Annotated in this window: 21 protein-coding genes and 1 CRISPR repeat array; of the genes, 13 read left to right on the forward strand and 8 right to left on the reverse strand. The window is 66.8% G+C overall.

What is annotated here, in order from left to right; all coding sequences use genetic code 11:
- Nucleotides 1–5: 5 nt before the first annotated feature.
- From HIR79_RS02410 to HIR79_RS02425, 4 genes are all read right to left on the reverse strand, one after another.
- On the reverse strand, nucleotides 6–896 hold the full coding sequence (locus HIR79_RS02410; RefSeq protein WP_169956545.1) for a metal ABC transporter permease: 891 nt from the start codon (nucleotides 894–896) through the stop codon (nucleotides 6–8).
- Nucleotides 880–1,614, reverse strand: coding sequence for a metal ABC transporter ATP-binding protein (locus tag HIR79_RS02415; RefSeq protein ID WP_169956546.1), 735 nt, complete (start codon nucleotides 1,612–1,614; stop codon nucleotides 880–882). The genes HIR79_RS02410 and HIR79_RS02415 overlap by 17 nt, the downstream gene beginning before the upstream one ends.
- Complete coding sequence (locus tag HIR79_RS02420) at nucleotides 1,614–1,763, reverse strand: hypothetical protein (protein ID WP_169956547.1); 150 nt, start codon at nucleotides 1,761–1,763, stop codon at nucleotides 1,614–1,616. The genes HIR79_RS02415 and HIR79_RS02420 overlap by 1 nt, the downstream gene beginning before the upstream one ends.
- 94 nt (nucleotides 1,764–1,857) lie before the next feature.
- A complete protein-coding gene (locus tag HIR79_RS02425; protein ID WP_249322230.1) occupies nucleotides 1,858–2,544 on the reverse strand; it encodes a hypothetical protein in 687 nt (228 codons plus the stop codon).
- A 161-nt stretch (nucleotides 2,545–2,705) separates the two neighbouring features.
- On the opposite strand from HIR79_RS02425, the gene HIR79_RS02430 reads away from it, so the two are divergent.
- The 3 genes from HIR79_RS02430 (at nucleotide 2,706) to HIR79_RS02440 (ending at nucleotide 5,741) form a co-directional block, all read left to right on the forward strand.
- Nucleotides 2,706–3,713: a DUF4349 domain-containing protein gene (locus HIR79_RS02430; protein WP_169956548.1), complete on the forward strand. Its 1,008-nt coding sequence runs from the start codon at nucleotides 2,706–2,708 to the stop codon at nucleotides 3,711–3,713.
- Nucleotides 3,714–3,830: 117 nt separating this feature from the next.
- Nucleotides 3,831–5,030 (forward strand): Na/Pi symporter, encoded by a 1,200-nt coding sequence (locus HIR79_RS02435; protein WP_249322231.1) that lies wholly within the window; start codon nucleotides 3,831–3,833, stop codon nucleotides 5,028–5,030.
- Between the two features lie 24 nt (nucleotides 5,031–5,054).
- A complete protein-coding gene (locus HIR79_RS02440; protein WP_169956549.1) occupies nucleotides 5,055–5,741 on the forward strand; it encodes a phosphate signaling complex PhoU family protein in 687 nt (228 codons plus the stop codon).
- A gap of 219 nt (nucleotides 5,742–5,960) precedes the next feature.
- On the opposite strand, the gene HIR79_RS02445 is transcribed toward HIR79_RS02440, so the two are convergent.
- Both HIR79_RS02445 and HIR79_RS02450 read right to left on the reverse strand, forming a co-directional pair.
- The gene (locus HIR79_RS02445) at nucleotides 5,961–8,333 is read right to left on the reverse strand and encodes a putative inorganic carbon transporter subunit DabA (RefSeq protein WP_169956550.1); all 2,373 of its coding nucleotides are present in this window, start codon (nucleotides 8,331–8,333) and stop codon (nucleotides 5,961–5,963) included.
- Nucleotides 8,330–9,928 carry an NADH-quinone oxidoreductase subunit L gene (locus tag HIR79_RS02450; RefSeq protein WP_169956551.1) on the reverse strand — a complete coding sequence of 533 codons (1,599 nt, stop codon included), beginning with the start codon at nucleotides 9,926–9,928 and terminating at the stop codon, nucleotides 8,330–8,332. Before HIR79_RS02450 ends, HIR79_RS02445 begins: the two co-directional genes overlap by 4 nt.
- 134 nt (nucleotides 9,929–10,062) lie before the next feature.
- Between HIR79_RS02450 and HIR79_RS02455 the strand changes: the two genes are divergently transcribed.
- Nucleotides 10,063–10,956 (forward strand): LysR family transcriptional regulator, encoded by an 894-nt coding sequence (locus tag HIR79_RS02455; protein WP_169956552.1) that lies wholly within the window; start codon nucleotides 10,063–10,065, stop codon nucleotides 10,954–10,956.
- 10 nt (nucleotides 10,957–10,966) lie between these two features.
- On the opposite strand, the gene HIR79_RS02460 is transcribed toward HIR79_RS02455, so the two are convergent.
- Nucleotides 10,967–11,965 carry an aldo/keto reductase gene (locus HIR79_RS02460; RefSeq protein WP_249322232.1) on the reverse strand — a complete coding sequence of 333 codons (999 nt, stop codon included), beginning with the start codon at nucleotides 11,963–11,965 and terminating at the stop codon, nucleotides 10,967–10,969.
- A gap of 17 nt (nucleotides 11,966–11,982) precedes the next feature.
- Nucleotides 11,983–12,576 carry an SAM-dependent methyltransferase gene (locus HIR79_RS02465; protein WP_169956553.1) on the reverse strand — a complete coding sequence of 198 codons (594 nt, stop codon included), beginning with the start codon at nucleotides 12,574–12,576 and terminating at the stop codon, nucleotides 11,983–11,985.
- A gap of 207 nt (nucleotides 12,577–12,783) precedes the next feature.
- Here HIR79_RS02465 and HIR79_RS02470 point away from each other — a divergent pair, with 207 nt between their 5' ends.
- The 9 genes from HIR79_RS02470 to cas2 all read left to right on the forward strand — a co-directional run bounded on the left by HIR79_RS02470 (nucleotide 12,784) and on the right by cas2 (nucleotide 22,879).
- On the forward strand, nucleotides 12,784–14,034 hold the full coding sequence (locus HIR79_RS02470; protein WP_119021345.1) for a YbfB/YjiJ family MFS transporter: 1,251 nt from the start codon (nucleotides 12,784–12,786) through the stop codon (nucleotides 14,032–14,034).
- 121 nt (nucleotides 14,035–14,155) lie between these two features.
- Nucleotides 14,156–14,539 (forward strand): DUF4168 domain-containing protein, encoded by a 384-nt coding sequence (locus tag HIR79_RS02475; RefSeq protein ID WP_169956554.1) that lies wholly within the window; start codon nucleotides 14,156–14,158, stop codon nucleotides 14,537–14,539.
- Nucleotides 14,540–14,973: 434 nt separating this feature from the next.
- Nucleotides 14,974–17,199 (forward strand): CRISPR-associated endonuclease Cas3'', encoded by a 2,226-nt coding sequence (locus tag HIR79_RS02480; protein WP_169956555.1) that lies wholly within the window; start codon nucleotides 14,974–14,976, stop codon nucleotides 17,197–17,199.
- A 340-nt stretch (nucleotides 17,200–17,539) separates the two neighbouring features.
- Nucleotides 17,540–18,208: a type I-C CRISPR-associated protein Cas5c gene (cas5c, locus tag HIR79_RS02485; protein ID WP_169956556.1), complete on the forward strand. Its 669-nt coding sequence runs from the start codon at nucleotides 17,540–17,542 to the stop codon at nucleotides 18,206–18,208.
- Nucleotides 18,205–19,989 carry a type I-C CRISPR-associated protein Cas8c/Csd1 gene (gene cas8c, locus HIR79_RS02490; protein WP_169956557.1) on the forward strand — a complete coding sequence of 595 codons (1,785 nt, stop codon included), beginning with the start codon at nucleotides 18,205–18,207 and terminating at the stop codon, nucleotides 19,987–19,989. The genes cas5c and cas8c overlap by 4 nt, the downstream gene beginning before the upstream one ends.
- Before the next feature lie 11 nt (nucleotides 19,990–20,000).
- The gene (gene cas7c / locus HIR79_RS02495) at nucleotides 20,001–20,870 is read left to right on the forward strand and encodes a type I-C CRISPR-associated protein Cas7/Csd2 (RefSeq protein WP_169956558.1); all 870 of its coding nucleotides are present in this window, start codon (nucleotides 20,001–20,003) and stop codon (nucleotides 20,868–20,870) included.
- 9 nt (nucleotides 20,871–20,879) lie between these two features.
- Nucleotides 20,880–21,518 (forward strand): CRISPR-associated protein Cas4, encoded by a 639-nt coding sequence (gene cas4, locus HIR79_RS02500; protein WP_169956559.1) that lies wholly within the window; start codon nucleotides 20,880–20,882, stop codon nucleotides 21,516–21,518.
- A gap of 5 nt (nucleotides 21,519–21,523) precedes the next feature.
- Entirely contained in the window at nucleotides 21,524–22,564 is a 1,041-nt protein-coding gene (gene cas1c / locus HIR79_RS02505) for a type I-C CRISPR-associated endonuclease Cas1c (protein WP_169956560.1), read from the forward strand.
- A 24-nt stretch (nucleotides 22,565–22,588) separates the two neighbouring features.
- Nucleotides 22,589–22,879 carry a CRISPR-associated endonuclease Cas2 gene (gene cas2 / locus HIR79_RS02510; protein WP_169956561.1) on the forward strand — a complete coding sequence of 97 codons (291 nt, stop codon included), beginning with the start codon at nucleotides 22,589–22,591 and terminating at the stop codon, nucleotides 22,877–22,879.
- A 189-nt stretch (nucleotides 22,880–23,068) separates the two neighbouring features.
- Nucleotides 23,069–26,572: direct repeats of the CRISPR family, unit length 33 nt; unit sequence GTCGCGGCCCGCCCGGGCCGCGCGGATAGAAAC.
- The last annotated feature ends 126 nt before the right edge of the window (nucleotides 26,573–26,698 follow it).

Genomic DNA, 26,698 nt, shown 5'->3' on the forward strand with positions numbered 1-26,698 from the left:
TCGGGTCAGTGGGATTCGGGGGCACCCAGCGGTGCGGCGCGGCGCTGCAGGCGCTCGCGCAGGCTGTGGTGGCGGCCGAGCAGGGCCGAGAGCAGGTAGGCCGCGCCGGCCAGCAGGATGATCGCGGGGCCTGACGGCAGGCTCAGGTGGTAGGAGAGCAGCAGCCCGCCGGTGCTGGCGACCAGGGCGATGGCAACGGCGATGCCGATCAGCCCTTCCAGGCGCTTGCTCCAGAAGCGTGCCGTGGTGGCCGGCAGCATCATCAGGCCAACGGCCATCAGGGTGCCCAGGGTCTGGAAGCCGGCGGTGAGGTTGAGCACCACCAGGCCGAGGAAGGCGCCGTGCACCAGTCCGCCACGGACGCCCTGGCCGCCCAGAAACAGCGGGTCCAGGCACTCCACTACCAGGGCGCGGAAGATCACCGCCAGAATGATCACGATCAGGCTGCTGATGGTGGCGATCAGCACCAGGGCAGTGGTGTTCACGGCGAGGATCGAGCCGAAGAGCACGTGGGTGAGGTCCACGCTGCTGCCGCCCAGCGACACCAGCATCACCCCCGCTGCCAGCGAGATCAGGAAGAAGCTGGCCATGGCGGAATCCTCGCGATGGCCGGTCATCTGCGACACGCTGCCGGCGAGCACTGCCACCAGCAGCCCGGAGAGGATGCCGCCCAGGCTCATCATCGGCAGCGAGAAGCCGGCGAACAGGAAGCCCAGCGCCACGCCGGGCAGGATGGCATGGGCCATGGCGTCGCCGATCAGGCTCATGCCGCGCAGCATCAGGAACACGCCCAGCGGCGGGGCGGCCAGGGAGAGCGCCAGGCCGGCCACGAAGGCGCGCTTCATGAAGCCGTAATCGAAGGGGGCGAACAGCCAGGCGTCAAGCAGTTCCAGCATCGAGGGCATCCGGGAAGGTCAGGGGCAGGCGCGGCGCCCGGGGCGGCTGGCCGGCGTAGCGGTCGAGCAATGATTCGGGGCTGACCCAGCGGCCGTGGCCGCCGGCCAGGAAGAGCACGTCGTCGGCCAGGCGCGAGAGCTGCTCCATGTCGTGGAGCACCACGACGATGGTGGCGCCCTGTCGGGCCATGTCGCGCAGCACGTCCATCAGCACGTCCACCGTCTCGATGTCGACGTTGGCGAACGGTTCGTCGAGCAGCAGCAACTCGGCCTCCTGCATCAGGGTGCGGCCGAGCAGGGCGCGCTGGCGCTGGCCGCCGGAGAGCTCGCCGAGCTGGCGGTGGGCCAGGTGGGAGATGCCCAGCCGCGCCATGATCTCGCGCCCGCGGCGGTAGTGGGCCGCACAGTAGCCCTTCAGCGCCCCGTGGCTGGGCCAGGTGCCGGTCATGATCAGCTCTTCCACGCTCATCGGGAAGGTGAGGTCCAGGGCCAGCTGCTGGGGCAGCCAGGCGCGCCGTTCCCTGGGCACCTGGCACTCCACGCTGCCGGCCACCGGGGCCAGCATGCCCATGATCGCCGAGATCAGGGTGCTCTTGCCGGCGCCGTTGGCACCGATCAGCGCGGTGATGGCGCCGTCCATGAAGCGGCCGTCCAGGTGCTCCAGGATCGTCCGGCCGCCGCGGGCCAGCTGCAGGTCGTGCAGTTGCAGGCGCGACATCAGGACCACCACCCGGCGGCCCAGGAGACCGCGAGCCACAGGCCCGCCAGCGGCGCGGCCACCAGCAGCAGGCGGCGGGCAGCGGAGAGCGACATCAGCGAGAAGTGGCAGGGCCCTTCCGGGCGGTGCCGGTGTGCACGGTGTGCCATGGGGAAACCTCCGTCGGAATGGCGAAGGTTATAACATAACAATAGCGGCGCTGGCCACCGTCAAGCGGATGCTCCGGCGAGGGGCGTGCAGGCGTCAGTAGCGCAGCGCCACGCCCAGCTGGTTAGGCCCCACCAGCAGGGCATACTCCCCCTCGAGATGCAGGTCGCCGAGGCTCACCCGGGCAGGCTGGAAGCGGTTGATGGCCGCCGTGGCCTGGCGCGGCTGGGTCTGCAGCTGCAGCTCGTTGATCAGCATGCCGGTGGCGAAGTTGATGGCGCCGTCGCGCTCGCGGCCGTCGCCCACGGCGATCAGAAGCCCCGCCGCGGTGTTCACCGCCAGCGAGCCGAGCCGCGCCTCCAGGCTGCGGCGCCGCTGCTCCTCGGCGGCGACGGACTCCAGCAGCGCACGGGCGCCTGAGACATCGCCCGGCTCGCCGGCCGAAAGCTCGCGGGCAGCGGCGGGGTGGGGCTGGCGGTCGAGGAACATGCCGCCCAGCGCCAGGGCCGACTTCACCACGCCGACGCGGGCGTCATAGCGGTCGTCCCGGTCGCTCGCCTCGCTGGCCTGCCAGGCGTTGAGCGCCAGGCTGCCCGCGTAGATCGTCGTCCAGCTCGCCTGCCAGAGGTTGGCGTGGCGGGCGCCTTCATTCAGGGCGGTCTGGTAGGCCTGCCATTCGCCGTCCGGCGCCTGGGCCAGGGCGGGCAGAGGCAGCAGCAGGGCGAGCAGACAGCCGAGGAGGGGAAGGCGAGTGAGTCTAGTGAAACGGACGAGACGGGGCATGGCGATCTCCAGCGAATCGGGACGCATCGGGACCCGGCCAGGGAAGCCTAGCATCGCCGGCCGCGGGGAGCCCACCGTCGCCCATCGGCAACGCTGCGCAGCGGCGGGCAGCGGTGAAGTGCTACGCTTCAGGCATTCTCCCTGTCATGGACGACCCCGGCATGCCCTCCCGTGCTTTCCTCATCTTCCGCCCCCGCCTGCTGGGCCTCCTTTTTTCGGGGCTGGGCCTGCTGGCCGTGCTGGGACTCTCCGGCTGTGACGCCTTCGATGGCGGCGAGGTCTCCTCGCCCTATTCCGACCCCTACGCCACCGGCCAGGAGTTTTCCGGCAAAGAGTTCGCCGGCGAGGCCATGGTGCGCCAGGCCGACCTGGCCGGGGCCGCCCGGGCTCCGGAGGCCGGCGGCGAGGCGGACGCCTCGCGCATCGAGGAGCGGCGCCACTACCAGCTGCAGTTCGATGCCGCCGACGCCTTGGTGGCCGCCTACCACGAGGCCCACGAGGCCTGCCTGGGCATGGGCGGCTGCCAGGTGGAGCAGGGGCGCCTCAGCACCCCGCGCCAGGGGCTGGCCGGCGGTACCCTGGTGATGCGCATCGCCCGTGACCGGGTCGACGAGGCCGAGCCGGTGCAGCGCCTCGGCGATTCCCCGGCGCTGAGCGGCGTGGAGATCACCCGCGAGGACCGCACCCAGCAGATGATCGACCTGGAGGCGCGCCTGGCCCAGCAGGTGGTGCTGCGCGAACGGCTCGCCGAGCTGGCCCAGGAGGGGCGCGGCTTCAGCGAGCGGCGCATCCAGGACCTGCTGCAGGTGGAGCGGGAGCTGGCCCGGGTGCAGGGCGAGATCGAGTCGATGCAGGGCCGCCAGCGCCATCTCTCCCGGGTCACCGCGAGCGTCTCGGTGACCGCCAGCTTCCAGCAGCAGCGCTGGGTCGAGCCCCATCAGCACGGCCCCCTGGCCCCGCTGTGGCGCGCCCTGGATCGCAGCGTCAGCCTGTTCTTCGAGTCGGTGGGTCAGGTGATCCTGGTGGTGGTCTTCCTGACGCCCTGGCTGGTGCTGGGCATTCCCGCGCTGTGGCTGCTCACCCGGCTGTGGCGCCCGGTGCGCCGCGGGATCTCCCGCCTGGGCCAGCGCCGCCGCGCGCGGCGGGCCGCCCCGAGCGACGACGTCTGACGATTGGGATGCGGATGTCATCAAAGTGTCACATAGTGGCGCTACGTTGCGCCCACTGACATGGAATCGTCACGTAATCGTCACGAAGGGACCGTCCACCAACACGGCAGACCGCTAATGTCGAATCCAGGACCTTCCACCGATCGTCCCGCTCTCGCCCGCCAGGCCACCCACGAGGTGCCCGCCTGGCTGAGGGGCATCTACGCCGGCCTGTGCCTCTACCTGTTCCTGGCCGCCCTCAATGTGCTGGGCGCCGGGCTTGGCACCTTCGGCAGCGACAGCGATATGCTGACCCGCGCCTTCGCCTATGGCGAGAACCCCTTTATCGCCCTGATGGCGGGCGTGTTGGTCACCATGATCGTGCAGAGCTCGTCGTTCACCTCGGCGCTGATCGTCACCCTGGTGGCCAGCGGCGAGATGACACTGGGCACCGCCGTGTTCGCCATCATGGGCGCCAACATCGGCACCGCGGTGACCGGGGTGATCGTGGCGCTGGCCAACGTGCGCATCAAGCGCAACTTCCGCCGCTCCTTCACCGCGGCGATGATGCACGACTTCTTCAATATCCTGACCGTGCTGATCGTCTTCCCGATCGAATGGATCACCGGCATGTTCCACGAGGGCGGCCGCGGCATCTTCACCCGGCTGGCCGCCTGGCTGGCCGAGCTGATCGGCCTGGAGGAGGTTGCCCGTCCCAGCAGCCCGATCAAGGTGATCACCGCCCCCATCGTCGACGGGGCCAACTGGATCGGTGCCACCCTGATGCCGAGCCCGGCCTCCGCCGGCCTGCTGGTGGCCGGCCTCGGCCTCGCGCTGATGTTCGCCGCCCTGGTGTTCATGGTGCAGAATCTGCGCGGCGCCCTGCTGCGCCACATGGACGGCCTGTTTCGTACCTACTTCTTCCGCACCGATGCCCGCGCCTACGGGGTCGGGGTGGTCTCCACCGTGCTGGTGCAGTCCAGCTCCATCACCAGCAGCCTGATGGTGCCGCTGGCCGGGGCCGGGGTGGTGCGCCTGCGCCGGGTGCTGCCCTTCATGATGGGCGCCAACCTGGGCACCACGGTGACCAGCGTGCTGGCGGCCACCGCCAACCCCATCGCTGCGGCGATGACGGTGGCGCTGTTTCATGTCATCTTCAACCTGACGGGTACCGCCATCTGGTGGCCGCTGCGGGTCATCCCGCTGCGCATCGCCACCTGGTACGGCCGCCTGGCCGGCAAGCAGATCCGCTACGCCTTCCTGTTCCTGATCGGCGTATTTCTGGTGGTGCCGCTGGTCGGCATCACCCTCACCGAACTGTTCATGAGCCTGCGCTGAGCGCGGCCAACCGGGAGGTTCCCCATGTTTCGACAGCTCTATAGCGCCCTCACCTCCGAGAACAGCATCGACCAGGCCTACGCGGACCTGACCCGGATGCTCGAGCACGGCGCCTGGATGTTCGCCCGCGCCAACGAGGTGCTCTACAGCACCGTGGCCGCCGAGGAGGTGCGCCAGCCGCTCTACCAGCGCGATGGCGCCGTCAACGAGCTCGAGCGCTCCATCCGCCGCAAGGTGCTGCGCCATCTCACCGTCAACCCGGGCCACGACGTGGCCATCTGCCTGGCGCTGATGAGCGTGGCCAAGGACGCCGAGCGCATCGGCGACTACTGCAAGAACGTCTTCGAGGTCGGCGTCTTCTACAGCGAAGGCTTCCACGTGCCCAGCTACCAGAAGCCGCTGGACGAGATGGCCGAGCGCTTGAACGGCCTGTTCCAGGAGTTGATCGCCGCCACCCGCGACTCCGACGAGGCCAAGGCCCACCGGGTCATTACCGCCACCCGCGAGATCCGCGGCCGCTGCGACAAGCTGATCGAGGCGCTGCTGCGCGAGGAGGAGACGGTCGAGTTCCACGAGGCGGTGGCCTACTCGCTGCTGGCGCGCCACTACAAGCGGGTGGCCTCGCACCTGGCCAACATCGCCACCGCGGTGACCGGCCGCCTGGAAGACCTGGACTTCCCCAGCGACGCCGACGACCGCGCCCTGGACTGAGCCCGGCCCGCCAGGGGGAGACCCCAGGTAGCCTCTCGAGTCTGCACGAGGCTTGAGCCTGCTGGTGGGAGATCGGCTCCGCCGGGCGAATGGCGCCGCAGGCGCCCCGGCTGTCTGCCGCTGACAGTGAGAACCTCGCGTAGGCTCACGCCTGCGCGGGGCTTCTCGTGATAGCGGGGCCCCTCCCGGCCCCTCGGCACTCGGCAGGCGCCGGGCGGCTCAGGTCGCCACCCATCGGCCCGACCGATATCGCTCCAGCCCGGCGTCGGTGCGCCGGCACAGCCAGAGCCAGCCATGGTCGACCAGCCGGGCCACGTCAGCCTGGCGCGCCAGCACCGCCTCGATCCGCTCCCGCGGGGCATCGACCACCACCGTCAGTCGCTGCGGCTCGTGGCGCCACGCCGTGCCGTCGTGCAGGGACTGCAGCGGCAGGCCGATGCGCAGCTGCGGCGAGTTGCCCTCGATCACCCCGACATGGCCCCCCACCACCGAATGCAGCAGCTTGTTGCCGGCGCCGTAGAGCGAGGGGGCGACGACCGAGGCGAAGTACTGCAGGTTGATCCAGCTTGCCACCAGCATGGGGGCGGTCATCAGCGCCTCCAGCATTCGGCCGTCGGGATCGCGCTGCGGGTCATACTCGTGCAGGAAGACCCGTCCCTCCAGGTCGAGGCCCCGGCTTACCGCGCGGGGGGCCAGCAGCAGGGCGGCGTTGTTGGCCAGCCCCCACTCGGGGCGCGGCTGCGACCAGTCGCCGCCGCGCTGCCGCAGCGCCGCAAGGCGCTCCTCATCGCCGGTCGCCGCCACGCCCAGTGCCGTCGCGCGCTCCTCGCGGGTCGCCTGTCCGGCTCGCTCCAGGGCCTGCTCGAAGCGCCCCAGCAGGGGTGCCAGCGCCTCCGGTACGGCATCGGTGTCCAGCAGGGTGACGCGGTCGGTCAGGGTGCAGTGGGTGGCGGCCAGCACATGGGTGGTGGCGGGCAGGGCGACGCCACGTTCCGCCAGGCCCCGGCGCACCTCGCGGTCGTTGAGCAGCCGTGCGGCGAGCCGGGCATTCACCCCGCCCCCCTGGCCGCCGCAGGCGCCACAGGTGAGCCCGGCGTGATGCGGGTTGTTGTCGCTCGCCGAGTCATGCCCCACGAGCACCAGCAGCGGCGCCACGACGGCTCCCGGTCCCAGGCTGTCGAGCAGCCCCCGGGCCAGCGCGACGCGCTCCTCCAGCGCGAGCGGCTCGCCACCATAGGCGTGGAAGGGCCCCTCCAGGGAGGGCGTGGCCGTCGCCGGCGCCGGGCGGCGGCGGCTGTCCTTCAGCAGCTTCCAGCCCCAGGCCAGGCCGGTGGTCTCGACCAGGGTGAAGGTCGACAGCGCATGGTACTTGGCATGGCGGACGCTCTGGCGCCTGGCCTCCTGCCGGTAGCGGCGGCGGTGAAGCGGGGCCAGCGGCGGTGCTTCCTCGGTGCGGTAGCCTGGCGTCAGCAGCCCGGGCACCCGGGGCAGGGCGCGTTCGGGCCCGGCAGCGACATGGGTGATCGGCATGCCGAAGAATCCCGCCACGCCCAGGGTGGCCATCTCGGGCGAGGCCCCCTCGAGATGACGCCGCAGCCGCTCGGAGCGGACATCGATGCAGAAGGCCGCCTGCACCTGTGCCGGCTCCTGTCGCGGTGACGGGGGCCGGGCCAGGGCCGCCGACAGGCGGCGCTGGTAGCCCAGCTCGAAGGCGCATTGCCAGCACCAGAGTTCGGCCCGGTCGGCTCGGGAAGGGGGAGACGATTCCCACTGCGCCTGCCAGCGGCGGCGGCCCGGCGCCTCCAGCGCGTCGAGGCCCAGCCACTCCCAGGCCAGCAGCACCACCATCAGTTCATCGATGCCGGCGTGGCGAGCGGCGTCCGGCGTGTGCCAGGCCAGCCCCTGGCACCACGAGGCCCAGCCGTTGACCCGCAGCAGCAGGGCATGGGCCAGCGCCTCCAGGCCTTCGGGTGACAGCGCCAGCGCCTCGAGCAGTACCGCCCGCGCGTCCGTCGCGTCCGGGGGCAGCGTCTCGACGCGACGGCGCCGCGCGGCGTTCATCCGCCGGTCGTGGCGGGTCTGGGTCCTCCACCAGCCGTAGAGGGTCTCGTCCGCCTCGGCGGTCCAGCGCTGCTGGTGGTGATCGAAATAGCCGGCGCACAGCTCGGCGACCGGCTCGAAGGGGTCGTGGCCCGTCGACTGGACATGGCCGGCATCCCGGGCGGCCAGCTCCCAGGCGCTTGCCCGCTGCCGTGGCGGGGGGTCGGGCCGTTCCAGCCGTGACGTCAGCGATGCCTCCTCAAGTGGCGAATCGCACAGCGCGATGGCCTCGCGCAGGTCCTCGGGGCGGATGCGCCCGCTCTCCCAGGCCTGACGATAGAAGGCAGCCGGCATGGTCAGGGTGACGCCCGCCCGCCCGGCGAGGCGCTCCTCCGCCTCCTCGATGGGCAGGTCCCGCAGGCCCCACCAGGGGTTGACGGCGATCCAGCGGTCGAGTGGCCAGGTGGGGGCGATGCACTCGGTGGCACGGGCCAGGGCCTGGTGGTGTGCCTCGGTCACGTTCGGCTTGGCAGCGGGGGCAACGGCGGTCATGACCACTCTCCTCTGACGGTGACGGTATCGACCCGGCGGGTGGCCGAGAGGCGCTGGCGCATCAGGTGATCGATGCTGCGCTCCAGCGGCAGGTGGGCGTAGAGGCCCTGGCGGAAGTGGATCCGCCAGCGGGCTACGGCGGGGTGATGGGGGCGCAGCGTGACCGCCAGGGCCAGGCCGACCAGCGCCACCAGCACCGCGGTGCCGAGCAGGGCCGATGCCGGGCTCAGCGGCTCCGCCGCCAGCGGCAGTGCCGGCGAGATAAGGGCGTGCAGCAGCGCATAGAGCGGCACCAGGGCCAGGGCCATGGCGGCCAGGGTCAGGCGCTGGCGCAGGCCGAGACCCGCCGGCATGCCCAGCAGGGCCGCGCCCACGGCCAGCACCAGCAGCGCACCGAGCACCGGGTTGTGGCTGACCAGCCCCGGCCAGGCCAGCAGCACCCCGCCCGCCATGCCGCCCGCCAGGCCGGCCATGAGCAGGCGCTCCCGTGAGGGGGCCGGGGTCAGTCGCGAGCAGCGTGCCGCGTGCACCGTGCGGCCGCTGGCGAGGAAGGAGTGGGCCTTGTAGAGGGAGTGGGCGAGCAGGTGCACCAGCGCCAGGGTATAGGCGCCCAGGCCGATCTCGAACAGCATGAAGCCCATCTGGGCACAGGTGGACCACGCCAGGGCGTGCTTGACCGAGGCCTGGGTGAGCATGGTCAGCACCGCCACGATGGCCGTGGTGCCGCCGATGGCGATCAGCAGCAGGTGCCCGGGGGTCAGGCCATCGAACAGCGGGTAGAGGCGCAGCCAGATGAAACCGCCCAGGTTGATCACGCCGGCGTGCAGCAGCGCCGAGACCGGGGTCGGCGCCTCCATCACCTTCATCAGCCAGCCGTGCAGCGGCAGCTGCGCGCACTTGCACAGCGCCGCCAGCGCCAGGGCCACCGAGGCGGCCGGCAGCGCCCACCCTTCGCCGGTCGAAGCCTCGGCGGCGGCCAGCAGCACCGGCAGTTCGAAGCTGCCGTAGTGGTGGTAGATCAGCAGCACCGCTGCCAGCAGGGCGAGGTCGCCCAGGCGACTCACGGCGAACTTCTGCCAGGCGGCACGCTGCGCCTCGACGCGCTCCGGGTAGAGGGTCAGCAGGTGGTGCAGCGCCAGGCTGACGCCGACCCAGGCCACCAGCATCACCAGCAGGTGATGGGTAAACACCAGCAGCATGACGCTGGCCAGCACGACCAGGCACCAGGGCAGGAAGCGGGCGCGCCCCGCGTCGCCCTGGAGGTAGCCATCGGCGAAGCGCAGCAGCACCCCGCCGAGGAAGCTGATCAGCAGCGCCATCCACACCGCCAGGCCGTCGGGATAGAGGCCCAGGGGCGCGGCGGCTTCGGGCAGTCCCGTGGCCACCCCGGCGGCGTCGGCCACCAGCAGGCCGCCGATCAGCGCGCTGGCGAGGAAGCTGCCGGCCATCAGAGTCTGGCCGATCCGCCAGCAGCGCTGCTGGCGTTCGGGGGCGGCCAGGCGGATGCACCAGCCGGCCAGGACCAGCAGCGCAACCGGCAGCGCCAGCCAGACCGCCAGCGACGCATGGACCACCATCTGAAGCAGGGTCGTCATGGTACGGCTCCTTTGCGAGACATCCGCCGTACTATGACCCTATCGGTATGATGAAAAAATAGTTTATAAAGAAGCTATTGTTCGTTTAAAAAGAAGATATCCGCAGACATCGCCGCACGGCATCGAGGCCGGGGATGAAGCTCAACTACCACCATCTCTACTACTTCTGGCAGGTCGCCCGGTCGGGCCACCTGACCCGCACCGCCGAGGCCCTGCACGTATCGCAGTCCTCCCTCTCCCACCAGATCCGCCAGCTGGAGGAGCGCCTGGGACAGCCGCTGTTCGTGCGGGAGGGGCGCCGGCTGCGCCTCACCGAGGCCGGCCGGCTGGCGTTCGACTATGCCAACGCCATCTTCCGCCAGGGGGAGGAGCTGGCCGCGCTGTTCAGCGAGGGCGGCCAGGCGCTGCGCGAGGTGATCCGGGTGGGGGCCGTGGGGACGCTGTCGCGCAACTTCCAGGAGGAGTTCCTGCGCCCGCTGCTCGACCGCGAGGACCTGGAGCTGAGCCTGCAGAGCGGCGGCCTGGATGAGCTGCTGCGTCGCCTCTCCGCCCACCGGCTGGATGTGGTGCTGGCCAACCAGCCCGTGCGGGGCGATGACCAGCATCCGTGGCGCTCGCAGCGGCTGGCGCGCCAGCCCGTCAGCATCATCGGGGCGTCGAGCCTCGCCCCGTTGCCGACGTTTCCCGACGGGCTGCGCGGGCGCGGCCTGATCGTGCCCGGCCCCGACAGCACCGTGCGCCATGCCTTCGAACAGCTGTGCGACTACCATCGCCTGGCGCCCAACATCATCGCCGAGGTGGACGACATGGCCATGATGCGCCTGCTGGCCCGCGACACCTGCCACCTGGCGGTGATGCCGCCGGTGGTGGTGCGCGACGAGCTGCGGGCGGGCACGCTGACCGATTTCGGCGCGCTTCCCGGGGTCTTCGAGGAGTTCTACGCCATCACCATTCGCCGACGCTTCGAATCGCCACTGCTCAAGCGCCTGCTGGGCCAGTCGAGCGAGGCGCTGCTGCCGGCCCGGTGAGACGCGGGCGTTACGGGAACGCCTCGGTATCGATCTCGGCCTGCAGCGCCTCGCCGTAGCGCTCCCCCGCGACCCGGTCCGGGGTCAGCATCGCGTCCAGCCGCGCGACGGTGGCCGGCGCCAGGCGCAGGCCGTCCGCGGCCAGGTTCTCGCGCATGTGGGCCACCGAGCGGGTGCCGGGGATCGGCAGGATGTCGTCGCCCTTGGCGCGCAGCCAGGCCAGGGCCAACTGGCCGGTGGTGACCTCGTGCTCCCTCGCCACCGCCTGGGGCTCGGCCAGCTGCGACAGGTTGCGGGGCAGGTTCTCGGCGCTGAAGCGCGGCATGCCGCGCCGCACGTCGCCCTCCGCCAGCGGGGTGTCGGCCTGGATCGCTCCGGCCAGGAAGCCGCGCCCCAGGGGGCTGAAGGCCACGAAGGCGGTGTCCGCCTCGCGGCACGCCTCGATCACTGCGATCTCCGGGTTGCGGGTCCACAGCGAGTACTCCGACTGCACCGCGGCGATGGGATGCTCGGCCTGGGCCCGACGCAGGGTGGCCGCCGAGACCTCGGAGAGCCCCACGGCGCCGATCTTGCCCTCTGCTACCAGGCGGCCCAGCTCCCCCACGCTCTCCTCGATGGGCACCTGGCGGTCCCAGCGGTGCAGGTAGTAGAGATCGATATGGTCGGTGCCCAGGCGTTCGAGGCTCTCCTCGCACTGGCGGCGCAGGGTGGCCGGACGGCCGTCGATCACCTTCCTGCCCTGCTCGGGGTCCATGGCCATGCCGCACTTGCTGGCCAGCAGGATCTCGCCGCGCTTGGCGGAGAGGGCCTTGCCGACCAGCCGCTCGTTGGCGGTGGCGCCGTAGAGGGTGGCGGTATCGAAGTGGCGATAGCCCATGTCGAAGGCGGCATCCAGGGCGCGCAGCGCCTCCGCCTCGGGCACCGGTTGGCCGTAGCCGTGGGAGAGGTTCATGCAGCCCAGGCCGATGGCGGGGGAGCCGACGTCCTGAAGGCGGGAGAAAAGCGTCATCACGGGGTTCCTCGTTCTCAGCGCTTGCGGGCGATGAACTGCACCACGGCGCCCAGGCCAGTATGGCCGCGGCCCTCCACCACCTCGCGCTCGCACTCGCGGCTGAGCGCGATCTCCATCTCGGCGAAGGCCGCGTCGAGCTCGGCGGCGGTGGGCGTGCGGTCCGGGGTGTCCGGGCCGCCGGTGTCGCGGGGCACCTGGTCCGGGGTGTAGGCCTCGAGGATCAGCACGCCGCCGGGCTTGAGGGCGCGGAGCACCTGGCGGTGCAGGTGAGGGCGGCCCGCCGCCGGCACGTGGCAGAAGATCGACACCACCGCATCGAAGCTCTCCGGCAGGAACTCGTGCTCGGTGAGGTCGGCATTCAGGGTGGTGATGGCCACGCCCTTCTCCTCGGCCAGATGGGCGGCCTTGCGCAGACCCACCGAGGAGGCATCCACCGAGGTCACCCAGTGGCCCAGCCCCGCCAGGTAGACCCCGTTGCGCCCCTCGCCGTCTGCCAGGCAGAGCACCCGCTTGGGCGCCTCGCCGATCAGGTCGGCCTGTTCGCGCAGGAAGTCGTTGGGTTCGGTGCCGTAGACGTAGTCATCCGTGCTGTAGCGGTCGTCCCACATGGGGGCACTCTCCTGTTGGGGGTGATCAGAGCACGAGAGTAGCAAGTTATGCCGACAATGTGGCAGCGATATGTCGGTATTCGGCGACGGCATGCTGAGGGGCTCTTCCTTGGCTTTCGTCGGGGGGGTGGTGTGTGGCGAGTCGGGTTAAGGTAGAACCCTTAGCGTCATAACGACACAACAACACGGATCTCAGGAGCGCCAGGCATGGCCACGCCTTCGTCATCCTCACTCGGGGTGCCTTCCCCGGGATTTCTCTCCCCGCGCTATCGGGTACTGCTGGCCGGGGTATTCAGCCAGCTGCTCTGCATCGGCGTGGCACGCTTCGCCTATACGCCGCTGCTGCCGGTGATGCAGCAGCAGGCCTGGCTCTCCGACGCCCAGGGCGGCTGGCTGGCCGCGCTCAATTACGCCGGCTACATGCTGGGGGCGCTCACCGCGGCCTCCATCCACAGCATCCGGCTCAAGGACACCCTCTACCGCCTCACCCTGGTGCTGGCGGTGCTCTCCACCGCCGGCATGGCCCTCGCGGACAGCTTCTGGCTGTGGGCGGCCATGCGCTTCGTGGCCGGTTTCTCAAGCAGCGGTGCCATGCTGCTGGCCTCGGGGCTGATCCTGCACTGGCTGATCAGCCACCGGCAGCGCGGCGAGCTGGGCATCCACTTCGCCGGGGTGGGGCTCGGCATGCTGGTGGCTGCCCTGGCGGTGGAGCTGATGCTGCGCCTTTCCTTCGACTGGCAGGCCCAGTGGTGGGGCTTCACCGCCTTGGCCGCGGCGCTGCTGGTGCCTGCCTGGCGCTGGCTGCCGCGACCGACGAAGCCTGTAGAAGGCGCCGCCGCGAGTGCCGCGCCCGCGGCCATACCGCGCAGCCGCACCTTTATGCGGCTGATGCTGGCCGCCTACTTCTGCGCCGGCTACGGCTACGTGATCAGCGCCACCTTCATCGTGGCCATCGTGGAGCGCGAGCCGCTGCTGGCCGGCGCCGGCAACTGGACCTTCGCCCTGGTGGGCCTGGCCGCCGCCCCCGCGGTGATGGTGTGGGACCTGATCGCCCGGCGCTTCGGTTACCTGGGCGCGCTGATCGCGGCCATGGCCCTGCAGGTGGTGGGCATCGTGCTGCCGGCGCTCACCTCTAGCCTGGCCGGCGTGCTGATCAGCGCCGTGCTCTACGGCGGCACCTTCCTCGGCTGTGTGAGCCTGGTGCTGACCATGGCCGGCCGGCTCTACCCCCAGAGCCCGGCGCGGATGATGGGGCGCATGACGCTGGCCTACGGCGTGGCGCAGATCGTCGCCCCGGCGCTCACCGGCATGCTCGCCGAGGCCACCGGCCACTACTACACCGGCCTGTGGCTGGCCGGCGGCTTCGTGGCCCTGGGGGCGCTGCTGCTGATCTGGCTGCGTGCGGTGGACCAGACCGCCCAGCGGCTGGATGCCGAGGCGAGGGGAACCGCGGCCTGACACCTGATGAATCAACCTGTTACCAAGGGTTACCGGAAAATGTTGAACGCGAGTGGGTGAGTGTCGTCACAGGGGGCACATGCACGTAACGCCCCCCTGGGGTGATTCTCTGGAGGTATCAATGAAACGGATGACAGCCCTTTTTTCCGCCGCCCTGCTCAGCGCCGGCCTGATGTCGGCCACCGCCCACGCCCAGCAGGATCCGGCCGCCGCTCCCGAGCAGCCCCAGGCCGCGGCCCCGGCGACGGATTTCTCCGATGAGCAGCTCGAGCAGTTTGCGGAGGTCTCCCAGGAGATCGTCGTGATCTCCGAGGAGTACACCGGGCGCCTGCAGGCCGCCGAGGACGAGGCCGCCCAGCAGGAAGTGCAGATGGAGGCCAACGACAAGATGGTCGAGGCAGTCGAGGAGAGTGGTCTCGACGTGGATACCTTCAACGCCATCGGCATGGCCGTTCAGCAGGACCCCGAGCTGATGCAGCGCGTTCAGGAGAAGGTCGAGTCGTAAGGCTCGCGGACCGGGCCCAGGCCCGGTCCCGATGTATGGTGTTCCCCGACGCGGCCGGCCCAGGTTCCCCCCGTCCCCTCGGCATGTCCGGCCGAACCGCGTCCTTCGCCCCCGCACCCTGCGGGGGCTTTTCGTGGCTGCTCGCGAGCTCGCATGAGTCTCGGTTGCGAGATTGCTAGCTATCCGATCGAGCTGCCGGCGGCCTCGCCACTCATGTAGGCTTCTCGAATTCGCGGCTCAGACAGCCCAGCGAAGTCGTGGTATTTCAATCAGTTATCGCGATCACATCATCGTCCCCAGCGAAAATCAGATATGAAGCAGCTTGAGTCTGGCCAATGACCTTTCTTTTAGAAATAGCTGGCAAAGAAGGCTTCAGGATGCTTAGGTTGAATAGAAGAATCTGAATTCAGGAACTGGAATGCAGGCAGGAACGCATGTTCTACGCACATTCGACTTCGGAGGGAAACAAGTCGGACTGGCAGACATTGGCCAGCCACTTGATTGCTGTAGGGGAATTGGCTGGGGAGCGAGCAGCCCGCTTTGGTGCAGGCCCTTGGGGTGAGGCCGCCGGCTTACTCCATGATATCGGCAAGTACACGGCTCCCTTCCAAAGACGCCTGGAGGGCTCGCCGGAGCGCGTGGATCACTCCACGGCCGGCGCGCATATCGCCATCGAGACATTTCCTCAGGTAGGCTACCTGTTGGCCTACCTTATCGCGGGTCACCATGCGGGGCTGGCCAATGGTCGGGATATGGGGGAGCGCACGCCACTGAAGAACCGTCTGGAAGCAGACTTGCCGCCACTCGATCCAGTATGGCAGCAAGAGATAGCCCTTCCCCGCAATCTGTTGCCTCCGGCCCACTTTCAACAGCGCCGCGACAGGGCCTTCTTCCAGTATGCCTTTCTAACGAGGATGTTGTTTTCCTGCCTGGTCGATGCCGACTTTGTCGATACCGAGGCCTTCTATGCCGTGCATGAAAAAGGCGTGCCCTACGCGCGTGGTGGCGGGCCGTCGCTGGACTTGCTGCGTGATGCCCTGAATCAGCGTCTGGCCACCTTCACGGCAGATAGCGACGTCAATCGCCTGCGTAGCGAGATTCTCTCCCATGTACGTTCCCAAGCCGAGCTGTCGCCTGGACGGTTTACGTTGACGGTGCCGACCGGTGGCGGCAAGACGCTGGCCTCGCTGGCCTTCGCTCTCGATCATGCCATCGCTCACGGCATGGATCGGGTGATCTACGTGATTCCATTTACCAGTATCGTCGAGCAGAACGCCGCGGTGTTTCGCGATGCCCTGGGGAAGCATGGCGAGACGGCGGTATTGGAGCACCATAGCGCCTTCGACGCTGGCAACCCGCGTGACCACCATAGCATCGACAAGCTGCGCCGCGACAGCGAGAACTGGGATGCGCCGATCGTCGTCACCACGGCGGTCCAGTTCTTCGAGAGCCTGTTTGCTGCCAAGACCTCGCGCTGCCGCAAGCTGCACAATATCGCGCGCAGCGTGGTGATCCTTGACGAGGCGCAGACCATGCCCTTGCCGCTGCTGCGGCCCAGTGTGGCGGCCTTGGACGAACTGGCGTTGAACTATCGCACCAGCGTCGTGCTGTGCACCGCGACCCAGCCGGCGTTGGCCGAGACCGACGATCCCGAGCGTAGTTTCGTCGGTGGTTTGCGTGACTTGCGGGAGCTGGCGCCGGAGCCGGACCGACTATACCGCGATTTCAAGCGCGTTACCGTGCGCCATATCGGCCCGCTGGACGATACGGCGCTGCGCGACGAACTGCTTGTGACCGATCAGGTGCTGTGCATCGTCAATAACCGTCGCCATGCTCGGGCGCTGTTCGAGTCGATAGCGGATCGGTCTGGTGCCTATCACCTCACCACTTCGATGTGCGCCGTGCATCGCCGCCGGGTACTAGCCGAGATACGTCAGGTCCTCCAGGCTGGCGAGCCCTGTCGAGTCATATCGACATCGCTAATAGAGGCTGGCGTCGATGTCGACTTCCCCCGTGTATTGCGCGCTGAGGCTGGCCTGGACTCCATTGCCCAGGCGGCCGGGCGCTGCAACCGTGAGGGCAGACGCAGTGCGTCGGACAGTGAGGTCGCCATCTTTGCCACCGCCAACGATGACTGGGCACCTCCGCCTGAGCTCAAGAAGTTTGCACAGGCCACTATCGAAGTGCTTAGGCACCACGGCGACGATCCGCTGTCGTTGGCGGCGATAGAGGCCTATTTCCGGCTGCTGTACTGGCAACAAGGTCCCCAGGAGCTGGATAAGCATGGCTTGCTGAAGCTGGTCGAAGATGGCCGTATCGAAGGGCTGCCCTTCGATACCCTTGAACAGAAGTTCCGAATGATTGAGAACAACCAGCGCGCCGTGATCATCCCTTTCGATGACAAGGCCCGGGATGCGCTGAGGAAGTTGGCTTATGCCGAGGGGGTGGGAGGCATCGCTCGTGAGCTCCAGCCCTATACGGTGCAGGTGCCGCAGCAGGGCTTCGCTGCGCTGGAACGGGTGGGGGCCATCGTTGCCGTAGAATCCGCCAAGTTCGGTGAGCAATTCATGATGCTGGTTAACGAGGATCTCTATGACGGGCGGCTAGGGCTGAACTGGAGTGAGCCCACGTTTATGAGGGCTGAAAGCCTGATCTTGTAATTTCCAAGGGAAAGAATTGGAAGTTTTGGCGCCCTTGTCCTAGGCTTGCTTTGTCAAGAAGCCTGAGGGCACTGCCATGAGCTCATCAGAAGATGGTGACGGGAGTAAGCAAAGTGACTGGTCCTTGCTGTGCAAGATTCAGAGGGGATATGTCACTTTAGAGCTTCAGTGCCCTTTCAAACTATCTTGGCTTGTCTCGTTGCTCAGCTTGGTCATAGCCGCATTAGGGATTAAAGCTTGGCTTCCATGAGTGAGAGAGGGTTGAAATTTTCCCTTGGAAATTAATAGGTAAAATGTCGCCCCGTCCTGCCGGGGCGCGGATCTGATAAAGGATACAGCCATGACATTTGGAGTTCGTCTGCATATCTGGGGGGAGCGGGCCTGTTTTACGCGGCCTGAGATGAAAGCAGAACGGGTGTCCTACGATGTGATTACGCCGTCGGCGGCACGCGGTATCCTGGAGGCAATACACTGGAAGCCGGCGATTCGCTGGTGCGTGGATCGTATCCATGTGCTGAAACCGATCCGTTTCGAGTCATTGCGCCGTAACGAAGTGGCAGGAAAGCTGCCAGCCTCCACCGTCTCCAAGGCGATGAAGTCAGGGCGTGTCGATGATGTGGCCTACTTCGTCGACCAGAACCGTCAGCAGCGTGCTGCCACGATCTTGCGTGACGTGGGTTATGTGATCGAAGCGCACTTCGAGTTCACCTCGCGCGCCGACGATAGTGATACGCCTGGTAAGCATCTGGATATCTTCAACCGCCGCGCTCGGCAAGGGCAGTGTTTCCATATGCCGTGCCTAGGCACACGGGAGTTCCCCGCTAGTTTTGCTTTGATCGAAGCCGATGCCGCTGTGCCAGCCATTGATGACCGCTTGAGCGGTGAGCGTGATCTTGGCTATATGCTGCACGATATCGACTTCGCCAATGGCAAGACGCCACGTTTCTTTCGCGCCAGGATGCAGGATGGCGTGATTGAGGTGCCGCCTTTCGAGGAGGCACTGGCATGATCCTTACGGCTCTCAATGACTACTACCAGCGGCTGGCAGATGAAGACAAGGTGCCGCTGCCAGGCTTCAGCAGCGAGAAAGTTAGCTTCTGCCTGATCTTTTCCCAGGAGGGGAAGCCGCTACAGGTCGTCGATCTGCGCGATACCTCCGGAAAGAAGCCTCGACCAAGCCCTTGCCAGGTACCTGTGGACAAGCGGCGTACCTCGGGCATCCACGCCTATCCGCTGTGGGACAAGACCGCCTATTCCCTTGGTGTTACTGCTGGTGAAGGCAAGCGTCTGGCCGATGAGCATGCGGCATTCAAGGCGCGCCAATTAGCGCTGTTCGGCGAGAGCGATGATCCCGATCTGATGGCCTTTTTGAGACTGCTGGATCAATGGCAGCCGGAGCAGCTCTCTGAGTTACCCGGATATAGCGAAGAGGTCTTGGATACTAACGTCATATTCCGGCTCGATGGCCAGCGGCAGTATCTGCATGAGAACCGGGAAGCGCGCCGGCTATGGGGAGCTGCCTTGGAAGGCGGCGAAGGGGTGTCGGGGCAGTGCCTGATAACCGGAGACATCGCCCCCTTGGGTACCGTTCATCCTGCAATCCGTGGTGTCAGAGACGCGCAGTCGTCTGGTGCCTCGCTCGTTTCATTCAACAGCGATGCCTATGAGTCATACGGCTACAGCAAGAATCAAAACGCCTCGATCTCCAAGGCAGCCATCTTCGGCTACTCGACGGCGCTGAATCATTTGCTTCGAGGCGATACCGATAACCATCAGCGCTTGCAGATCGGCGATGCGACGGTGGTGTTCTGGGCCAAGGCCAGGGATACGGCTCATGCCGAGGCTGCCGAGGGCTTTTTCGCCATGCTCAACGAACCGCCCAGCGATGAGCAGGAGGCCGCCAAGCTAGGCACCTTGATGAAGCAGGTCTCCGAGGGACGCATCCTGGCAGAGCTCGATCCGATGTTGGAAGCGGATACCCAGTTCTTCGTGCTGGGACTGGCGCCCAACGCAGCGCGCCTATCGGTGCGCTTCTGGTATGTCGATAGTCTGGAGCACCTGGCGCAGCATTATGCCCATCACTACCAGGACATGTCGCTTGAGCCTTCCCCCTGGAAGGGGATGACGCCGGGAGCGTGGCGGCTTGCACTGCAGACGGCACCCATTCATGGCGACAGGCCCAAAGCTGAGGACGTGCTACCACAACTAGCCGGAGAGTTGATGCGTTCCATTCTTACCGGCTCCCGTTATCCGCGCTCACTTCTCAATAACATCGTCATGAGATTCCGCAATGACGGAAAAATCAGCGGTATTCGAGTTGCACTCTGCAAGGCTGTACTCGCGCGAGAGGGTCGTCTCGCGGTGCATTCGAACTCAACCACTCAGGAGGTGCCCGTGAGTCTCGATCCTCATTCCACCCACCCCGGCTATTTGCTTGGCAGGCTATTCGCCGAGTTGGAAAGTGCTCAGCGCGGCGCGCTAGGTAACGAGGTGAATGCCACCATTCGTGATCGCTATTACGGTGCCGCCTCGGCGACACCGGCCAGCGTCTTCCCCATGCTGTTGCGTAATTTACAGCATCATTTGTCGAACATGCGCAAGAAGGACAAGGGCGGGCTGGCACACAAGATCGAAGGCGAGATAGGCACTATCATCGACGGCTTGAGCGACAGGTTCCCCAGGAGCTTGCGCATCGAGGACCAAGGGCGTTTTGCGATAGGTTATTATCACCAGTCGCAAGCCCGCTTTGCCAAGAAAGATAGTGCCTATAAAAACGCAGAAGACGAGTAGGGAGAGTCAGAATGAGTGCCATCGCCAATCGCTATGAATTCGTGCTGCTGTTCGACGTCACCAACGGCAATCCCAATGGTGATCCGGATGCCGGCAACCTGCCGAGGCTCGACCCGGAGACCAATCAGGGACTGGTGACCGATGTCTGCCTCAAGCGCAAGATCCGCAACTACGTTGCCCTCGAGAAGGAAGAAGACGCCGGCTACGCCATCTATATGCAGGAAAAGTCGGTACTCAACAACCAGCACAAGAAGGCCTATGATGCGCTCGACATCAAGCCCGAGCCGAAGAAGCTGCCCAAGGAGGTGGAGAAGGCCCGTGCGCTGACAGAGTGGATGTGCCGGAATTTCTTCGACGTGCGCACCTTCGGCGCGGTGATGACCACCGAGGTCAACTCCGGGCAGGTGCGTGGCCCGGTGCAGATGGCCTTTGCCAGCTCCATTGACCCGGTGGTGCCGATGGAGGTCTCGATCACCCGCATGGCGGTCACCAACGAGCGCGACCTCGAGAAGGAGCGCACCATGGGCCGCAAGCACATTATTCCCTATGGCCTCTATCGTGCGCACGGTTACATATCGGCCAAGCTCGCCGAGCGTACCGGCTTCTCGGAAGACGATCTCGAGCTGCTGTGGCGCGCTCTGATCAATATGTTCGAGCATGACCGCTCGGCCGCCAGGGGTGAGATGTCGGCACGCAAGCTGATCGTCTTCAAGCATGACCACCCGATGGGCAATGCCCCGGCGCACCGGTTGTTCGACAGCGTGAAAGTCGTGCGTGTCGAAGGCGAGGAAGATACACCGGCTCGTCACTACAGCGACTATCGCGTCTCCATCGATGCCGAGGCCTTGCCGGCCGGGGTCAGCGTTGACGAGAAGCTATAGGTGAACCGGATGGAGGATGACGTTCGCCTGATCCCGCTCTCGGCGCTGCAGCATATGCTGTTCTGTCCACGCCAGTGTGCGTTGATCCACCTCGAACAGCAGTGGTTGGAAAACCGCTATACGGCGGAAGGGCGTATCCTCCATGAACGTGCTGATAATCTGGGGCATGAGCGTCGGCGGGGCATTCATACCGCCATGGCGCTTCCGCTGGCCAGTGAAACACTGGGATTGACCGGGGTTGCCGATGTGGTCGAGTTCGATGAGTCCCAGCAACCCACAGGGGTCCGGCCCATAGAGTACAAGCGTGGCCGGCCCAAGGCCCATCGCGCCGATGAAGTCCAGCTCTGTGCCCAGGCGTTGTGCCTGGAAGAAATGCTGGACGTCAGTATCGAGCAGGGCGCGCTCTACTATGGCAAGACGCGGCGGCGCAAGACCGTCGCGTTCGACGATGAATTGCGGGCACTGACCCTGCGCGTCATCGCCGATACTCGCGCGCTCTTCGATAACAACCGTACGCCAACTGCCATCTATGAGCCCAAGCGCTGTGACCATTGCTCGTTGATCGATGCCTGCCAACCGCAAGTAATGGGGAAGCAGCGCTCGGCGAGCCGTTGGCTAGCGCGTCAACTGCAATCGCTTGATGAGTGAATCGCATGCGCCGTCAGCTCAACACGCTGTATATCACCACCGAAGGTGCCTGGCTCAAGAAGGACGGAGCCAACGTGGTCATGAATGTAGAGGGCAAGGAGCGGGCGCGGCTACCTATCCATATGCTCGAATCACTGGTGTGCTTCGGCAGGGTGCTGGTATCGCCACCGCTGATGGGCTTTTGTGCCGAACAAGGGGTCACCATTACCCACTTGTCGCCTAACGGTAAGTTCCTCGCGCGTATCGAAGGGCCGGTATCCGGCAACGTGCTGCTGAGGCGCACCCAGTACCGCACCAGCGATGACGAAACCGCCTGTGCAGCTATCGTCCGCGGCGTGCTGATCGGCAAGGTGCACAATCAGCACGCGGTGATCTCCAGGGGGCTGCGTGACTACGGTAGCAAGCTGGACCCGTCCGAGCGTGAAGGATTGGAAAGGGTGCGGACTCGCCTGGGCCGGATCGCGCGGGACCTACTGCGTGAGCCCACGACGAATGGGTTGCGTGGCCTGGAGGGTGAAGCCGCGCAGGTCTATTTCAGCGTTTTCGATAGCCTCGTTCGTCACAACGGAGAAGCCTTCCGCTTCACCGGCCGCAACCGTCGCCCACCGCGTGATCGCCTCAATGCGTTGCTGTCGTTTCTCTATACTCTGTTGACGCACGACTGTCGCTCGGCGCTGGAAAGCGTGGGGCTGGACCCGGCGGTGGGGTTTCTGCATCGGGATCGTCCTGGGCGCCCCAGCCTTGCTCTGGACCTTGCCGAGGAGTTCAGGCCACTGCTGGGAGACCGCCTGGCACTATCACTGGTCAATCGTCGGCAGCTGCGGGAGAAGGACTTCACGGTTGCCGAAAGTGGCGGCGTGGCACTAACCGATGAAGCGCGCAAGACGGTGCTGACTGCCTATCAGGAGCGGAAGCGCGAGGAGCTCAACCATGCCTTTGTCGGTGAGAAGGCCCCGATCGGGATGTTGCCGCTGCTCCAGGCGCAACTACTGGCGCGTCATCTGCGTGGTGATCTGGATGCCTACCCACCCTTCCTGTGGAAATGACTTGTCGCTAAGGAGAGCGCGGCGATGATGGTTCTGGTCAGCTACGATGTCAGTACCTCTTCCGAAGGTGGCGAGGGTCGACTGCGTCGCGTCGCGAAAGCCTGCCGTGATGTTGGGCAGCGAGTGCAATTCTCGGTGTTCGAGATCGAGGTCGATCCCGACCAATGGGTGCGCCTACGGCAGCGGTTGATCGACCTGATCGACGATGAAGTCGATAGCCTGCGTTTCTATTTCCTGGGCAGGAACTGGAAGAACCGTATCGAACATATCGGTGCCAAGCCTGCCATGGACATGAACGGCCCCCTCGTTTTCTGATTTTCCTGTTGTCTTGCGAACCCTAAGCGTCCCGCATTTCACTGGTGGGTTCGCAGCTCTTTAACAATATGTTTTCATTGATGTTCTTGAGTGATGGTCTGTTTGGTAGAAAATTAGAACCTTATGGAAGATCTGTTTCGCTGATCCACGGTTATTTTGCTCGTCTCATCAAAGCGTTATAAAGGAACAGTCGCGGCCCGCCCGGGCCGCGCGGATAGAAACGACAAGGCAAGAAAAATGGCGGAATCTCTGCGCAAGTCGCGGCCCGCCCGGGCCGCGCGGATAGAAACAAGGAATACATCTCGCTGGACAACCTATGCAAAGCGCGTCGCGGCCCGCCCGGGCCGCGCGGATAGAAACACCATCTCGATCGAGGACGAGGCCGGCGGCGAGTTGTCGCGGCCCGCCCGGGCCGCGCGGATAGAAACAATTTCTTTGCGGAACAGCAATGATACACAATCATGTCGCGGCCCGCCCGGGCCGCGCGGATAGAAACGCAGAGGTGATACATGGCAGTCCTGATTGAAAACGTCGCGGCCCGCCCGGGCCGCGCGGATAGAAACGGCCTATGGATGCCGGATGATGCCCCGAGCTATAGTCGCGGCCCGCCCGGGCCGCGCGGATAGAAACAGTCGTGTCGGACTGGTGGTAGAGTCTGTCCGCAACGTCGCGGCCCGCCCGGGCCGCGCGGATAGAAACAGGATCTTGGTGGGTAGGCTCATGATGTTCCCCTTGTCGCGGCCCGCCCGGGCCGCGCGGATAGAAACTGGTGCTACACCAGACGTTAGTGGAAAGTACTCCGGTCGCGGCCCGCCCGGGCCGCGCGGATAGAAACCTTGAACGACCACTTGTAGCCGCACTGCACATGGCGTCGCGGCCCGCCCGGGCCGCGCGGATAGAAACCCTGTCGGCAAGCATGACGACCAAGTGGACGCAGCGTCGCGGCCCGCCCGGGCCGCGCGGATAGAAACTGGTGTGTTTCGCAGCGGTACCGACATGATCCCGAGTCGCGGCCCGCCCGGGCCGCGCGGATAGAAACTCGATCCTCCAGTCTGGCCTTGACGGTATCCAGCAGGTCGCGGCCCGCCCGGGCCGCGCGGATAGAAACTTTGCTGATCTCGTTGTAGCGCACCACCACGCCCAGGTCGCGGCCCGCCCGGGCCGCGCGGATAGAAACATATCCACCGGCCACTCGGACCCCGATCCGGGGGGTCGCGGCCCGCCCGGGCCGCGCGGATAGAAACCTTGCTGCCGTCAATGCTGCCGGTGGCCTTGGCGGGTCGCGGCCCGCCCGGGCCGCGCGGATAGAAACACGGTGTCCCGCCAGCCGTAGATCATCACCCCGGTAGTCGCGGCCCGCCCGGGCCGCGCGGATAGAAACACGAACTGCAGGATGTAGTTCTTGAAGATATGCGCGTCGCGGCCCGCCCGGGCCGCGCGGATAGAAACTACAGCTCCAGCCACCCGCTGAACCACAACAAGGGCGTCGCGGCCCGCCCGGGCCGCGCGGATAGAAACTCTGAGCAGATCAGCCTGGACCACGACCCTCAGCGCGTCGCGGCCCGCCCGGGCCGCGCGGATAGAAACAACATGGCGTCGAAGCGGGTCTTCTGCCCGCACTGGTCGCGGCCCGCCCGGGCCGCGCGGATAGAAACGTCATCCCCGCGCCGCCCGAGCCGGCCCCGGCGCGTCGCGGCCCGCCCGGGCCGCGCGGATAGAAACTCCGCCCTGGCCACGGCGCTGGGCGCCCACCGCGCGTCGCGGCCCGCCCGGGCCGCGCGGATAGAAACAGCTACTTGCTGCCATTATGATGGTGCTTGTTGCGGTCGCGGCCCGCCCGGGCCGCGCGGATAGAAACCAGGAGCGTCGTGCTGTGGCCATCGCCGCAGAACGGTCGCGGCCCGCCCGGGCCGCGCGGATAGAAACCTCTCCGATGCCTGGCAGCCCGAGTACAACCTCAGGTCGCGGCCCGCCCGGGCCGCGCGGATAGAAACTCACATGGACGGCGTGCCCTCGCTGCCATCGGCGGGTCGCGGCCCGCCCGGGCCGCGCGGATAGAAACCTGAGCGCCGACAGGATCTCCTTGAAGTCGCCCTTGTCGCGGCCCGCCCGGGCCGCGCGGATAGAAACGCCAAGCGGATCAAGGAGCGCTGGGCGGAGTGGTCGTCGCGGCCCGCCCGGGCCGCGCGGATAGAAACTTCTGGTTGCGATCCAGCCAGTCCGCATAGTCGCGGTCGCGGCCCGCCCGGGCCGCGCGGATAGAAACGCGGCGTCACGATCGGGCGCGGTCACGACCAGGCCGTCGCGGCCCGCCCGGGCCGCGCGGATAGAAACGAGCGCTACCAGCCGCCCGAGACGCAACGCGATCTGGTCGCGGCCCGCCCGGGCCGCGCGGATAGAAACTGCTCCCGCACGGCGGCAGGCGGGGGATGGCGCCCGTCGCGGCCCGCCCGGGCCGCGCGGATAGAAACTATATCTGGACGGCCTACAGCCCGCTGACGACCTGGTCGCGGCCCGCCCGGGCCGCGCGGATAGAAACTTGATCACGAAGGTCATGGGCGTCCTCTATAAGCGGTCGCGGCCCGCCCGGGCCGCGCGGATAGAAACAAACGGGGCCGCTTTCCCGTGTATTCGATCACGGGTCGCGGCCCGCCCGGGCCGCGCGGATAGAAACGTGGGCCGGTGGTGGGCGGGCGGCCAGCAACTGGTGTCGCGGCCCGCCCGGGCCGCGCGGATAGAAACGCGTGCTGCTGGGCGGCCCTTACGATGGCGTCAAGGTCGCGGCCCGCCCGGGCCGCGCGGATAGAAACGTCTGCGCCAGGGCATCGGCTGTTACTGTGGGCACGTCGCGGCCCGCCCGGGCCGCGCGGATAGAAACCTCGCCATTGGCTTCGGCCCGCCAGCCCACAGAAGTCGCGGCCCGCCCGGGCCGCACGGATAGAAACCCTAGCAGTGAGGCCGCCTCTGGCCGCGTGGTGAGCGTCGCGGCCCGCCCGGGCCGCGCGGATAGAAACCTCTTCGTTGGTGACAGTCGTCAATCTAGCTCAAAAGTCGCGGCCCGCCCGGGCCGCGCGGATAGAAACCACGGAGATAGGCGGGCCCAGCCGCTCAAGGCTTGTCGCGGCCCGCCCGGGCCGCGCGGATAGAAACCGTAACCAGGTGAGCGATGAGCTGGCCCAGCTGGGGTCGCGGCCCGCCCGGGCCGCGCGGATAGAAACTTTTGCTCGTTGGTCAAGGGTAGCAGACCACCCGCGTCGCGGCCCGCCCGGGCCGCGCGGATAGAAACTACGCCATCTATTCCTTACCCAAAGCTGAAGCCCAGTCGCGGCCCGCCCGGGCCGCGCGGATAGAAACCAGGGCTACGAGGAGCTCGCCGCCTGGCTCTCCGAGTCGCGGCCCGCCCGGGCCGCGCGGATAGAAACCAGGACCGCAACCGCGCCCCGTACCAGCTGACCCGTGTCGCGGCCCGCCCGGGCCGCGCGGATAGAAACCGCAGCGACGCGATAGAGGCCATCGCCAGGCAGGTCGCGGCCCGCCCGGGCCGCGCGGATAGAAACACGAGCGCCCTGGCTGGCACCCGTCATCACCGGGCGTCGCGGCCCGCCCGGGCCGCGCGGATTGAAACTGCCAGGTCAAGTACATGACCGATCTTGAGAACGTGTCGCTCCCCGCCCGGGGCGCGTGGATTGAAATAGATTTACCAGCCTACTGGAGTGCTTGAAATGTAGCGCTACTATCTCCTCATCCCACCGTGGTTCATTGCTTGCACGAATGGAGCCCGTAGGGCACCTGGGCCGCACTAGCTGAGGCCAGCCAACA

Origin of the sequence: Halomonas sp. PGE1 (assembly GCF_013000985.1) — a bacterium.
In the GTDB taxonomy this organism is placed as follows: domain Bacteria; phylum Pseudomonadota; class Gammaproteobacteria; order Pseudomonadales; family Halomonadaceae; genus Halomonas; species Halomonas alkalicola.

Bases quoted from the DNA above. Each gene is read 5' to 3' on its own strand.
- HIR79_RS02410 (WP_169956545.1), bottom strand. From the start codon at position 896: ATGCTGGAACTGCTTGACGCCTGGCTGTTCGCCCCCTTCGATTACGGC.
- HIR79_RS02415 (WP_169956546.1), bottom strand. From the start codon at position 1,614: ATGTCGCGCCTGCAACTGCACGACCTGCAGCTGGCCCGCGGCGGCCGG.
- HIR79_RS02420 (WP_169956547.1), bottom strand. From the start codon at position 1,763: ATGGCACACCGTGCACACCGGCACCGCCCGGAAGGGCCCTGCCACTTC.
- HIR79_RS02425 (WP_249322230.1), bottom strand. From the start codon at position 2,544: ATGCCCCGTCTCGTCCGTTTCACTAGACTCACTCGCCTTCCCCTCCTC.
- HIR79_RS02430 (WP_169956548.1), top strand. From the start codon at position 2,706: ATGCCCTCCCGTGCTTTCCTCATCTTCCGCCCCCGCCTGCTGGGCCTC.
- HIR79_RS02435 (WP_249322231.1), top strand. From the start codon at position 3,831: ATGTCGAATCCAGGACCTTCCACCGATCGTCCCGCTCTCGCCCGCCAG.
- HIR79_RS02440 (WP_169956549.1), top strand. From the start codon at position 5,055: ATGTTTCGACAGCTCTATAGCGCCCTCACCTCCGAGAACAGCATCGAC.
- HIR79_RS02445 (WP_169956550.1), bottom strand. From the start codon at position 8,333: ATGACCGCCGTTGCCCCCGCTGCCAAGCCGAACGTGACCGAGGCACAC.
- HIR79_RS02450 (WP_169956551.1), bottom strand. From the start codon at position 9,928: ATGACGACCCTGCTTCAGATGGTGGTCCATGCGTCGCTGGCGGTCTGG.
- HIR79_RS02455 (WP_169956552.1), top strand. From the start codon at position 10,063: ATGAAGCTCAACTACCACCATCTCTACTACTTCTGGCAGGTCGCCCGG.
- HIR79_RS02460 (WP_249322232.1), bottom strand. From the start codon at position 11,965: ATGACGCTTTTCTCCCGCCTTCAGGACGTCGGCTCCCCCGCCATCGGC.
- HIR79_RS02465 (WP_169956553.1), bottom strand. From the start codon at position 12,576: ATGTGGGACGACCGCTACAGCACGGATGACTACGTCTACGGCACCGAA.
- HIR79_RS02470 (WP_119021345.1), top strand. From the start codon at position 12,784: ATGGCCACGCCTTCGTCATCCTCACTCGGGGTGCCTTCCCCGGGATTT.
- HIR79_RS02475 (WP_169956554.1), top strand. From the start codon at position 14,156: ATGAAACGGATGACAGCCCTTTTTTCCGCCGCCCTGCTCAGCGCCGGC.
- HIR79_RS02480 (WP_169956555.1), top strand. From the start codon at position 14,974: ATGTTCTACGCACATTCGACTTCGGAGGGAAACAAGTCGGACTGGCAG.
- cas5c (WP_169956556.1), top strand. From the start codon at position 17,540: ATGACATTTGGAGTTCGTCTGCATATCTGGGGGGAGCGGGCCTGTTTT.
- cas8c (WP_169956557.1), top strand. From the start codon at position 18,205: ATGATCCTTACGGCTCTCAATGACTACTACCAGCGGCTGGCAGATGAA.
- cas7c (WP_169956558.1), top strand. From the start codon at position 20,001: ATGAGTGCCATCGCCAATCGCTATGAATTCGTGCTGCTGTTCGACGTC.
- cas4 (WP_169956559.1), top strand. From the start codon at position 20,880: ATGGAGGATGACGTTCGCCTGATCCCGCTCTCGGCGCTGCAGCATATG.
- cas1c (WP_169956560.1), top strand. From the start codon at position 21,524: ATGCGCCGTCAGCTCAACACGCTGTATATCACCACCGAAGGTGCCTGG.
- cas2 (WP_169956561.1), top strand. From the start codon at position 22,589: ATGATGGTTCTGGTCAGCTACGATGTCAGTACCTCTTCCGAAGGTGGC.